This window comes from Mesorhizobium sp. M1403, assembly GCF_040317695.1.
Classification (GTDB): domain Bacteria; phylum Pseudomonadota; class Alphaproteobacteria; order Rhizobiales; family Rhizobiaceae; genus Mesorhizobium.
On sequence record NZ_JAMYKY010000090.1, the window covers coordinates 1 to 1,032 of the forward strand.

At 63.8% G+C, this 1,032-nt stretch carries 1 protein-coding gene; it reads left to right on the plus strand.

The features are described 5' to 3' along the window. Positions 1–83: 83 nt before the first annotated feature. On the plus strand, positions 84–1,032 hold a 949-nt coding region (locus NKH01_RS35155), incomplete at its 3' end, for an IS481 family transposase (RefSeq protein WP_353024742.1).

A 1,032-nucleotide genomic window follows, 5' to 3' on the forward strand; every position in this document is an offset into this window, starting at 1 on the left:
TGTGAGCTTTCAGAGGGTTGTCCATTCGGACCGCACCGAGGAGACTGGAGTTACCAAGCTTCAGCATCCATCGGAGGGTCCGAATGAACATCCATAAGAATGCCCGTCTGACGCCGCTGCGTCGAGAGGAGATGGCGCTGTCGGTCATTGAGGGGCGTCTTTCCCAAGCCCATGCGGCGCGCGTCTACGGCGTGTCGGCCAAGATCGTGGCGCGCTGGGTCGAGCGCTACAAGGCCGAAGGGCGGGTCGGCATGGTCGATCGTTCCTCGCGGCCCGCCCATATGCCACAGGCCACCGCAGCGTCGACCGCCGAGCGCATTGTGGCGCTCCGGCGGCAGCGTTGGACCGGCAGTCACATCGCCCATGAGGTCGGCGTCTCGCCCGCCACCGTCAGCCGGGTTCTCAAGCGTGCCGGGCTGTCGCGGCTGAGCGACATCGAGCCGGCCGAACCGATCCGACGCTACGAGCGCGAGCACCCCGGCGAGATGATCCATATCGATATCAAGAAGCTCGGCCGCTTCAGCCAGGTCGGCCATCGCATCACCGGCGATCCGCAAAAGGGCAAGTCGCGCGGCGCCGGCTGGGAGTTCGTCCATGTCTGCATCGACGACGCTTCCCGCATCGCCTTCTCGCAGATCCTGGCCGACGAGAAAAAGGAGAGCGCCATCGCCTTCCTCGAGGCGGCGGTGGCCTACTACGCCAGTCTCGGCGTCGCGATAGCGCGCGTCATGACCGACAACGGCTCCTGCTACAGATCGAAGGCTTTCGCCAAGGCCTGCCGCGATCTCGGCCTCAAGCATGTCAGGACAAGGCCCTATACGCCCAAGACCAATGGCAAGGCCGAGCGCTTCATCCAGACGGCGCTGCGCGAATGGGCTTACGCCATCGCTTACCCGACATCGACTCATCGCGCCGCAGAACTGCCTGTCTGGCTGCACAGATACAATTGGCATCGCCCCCACGGCAGCCTAAAGTCAAAAACACCTATCAGTCGCCTCGCTCTAACCGAGGACAACCTGTTGAGGCTCCACA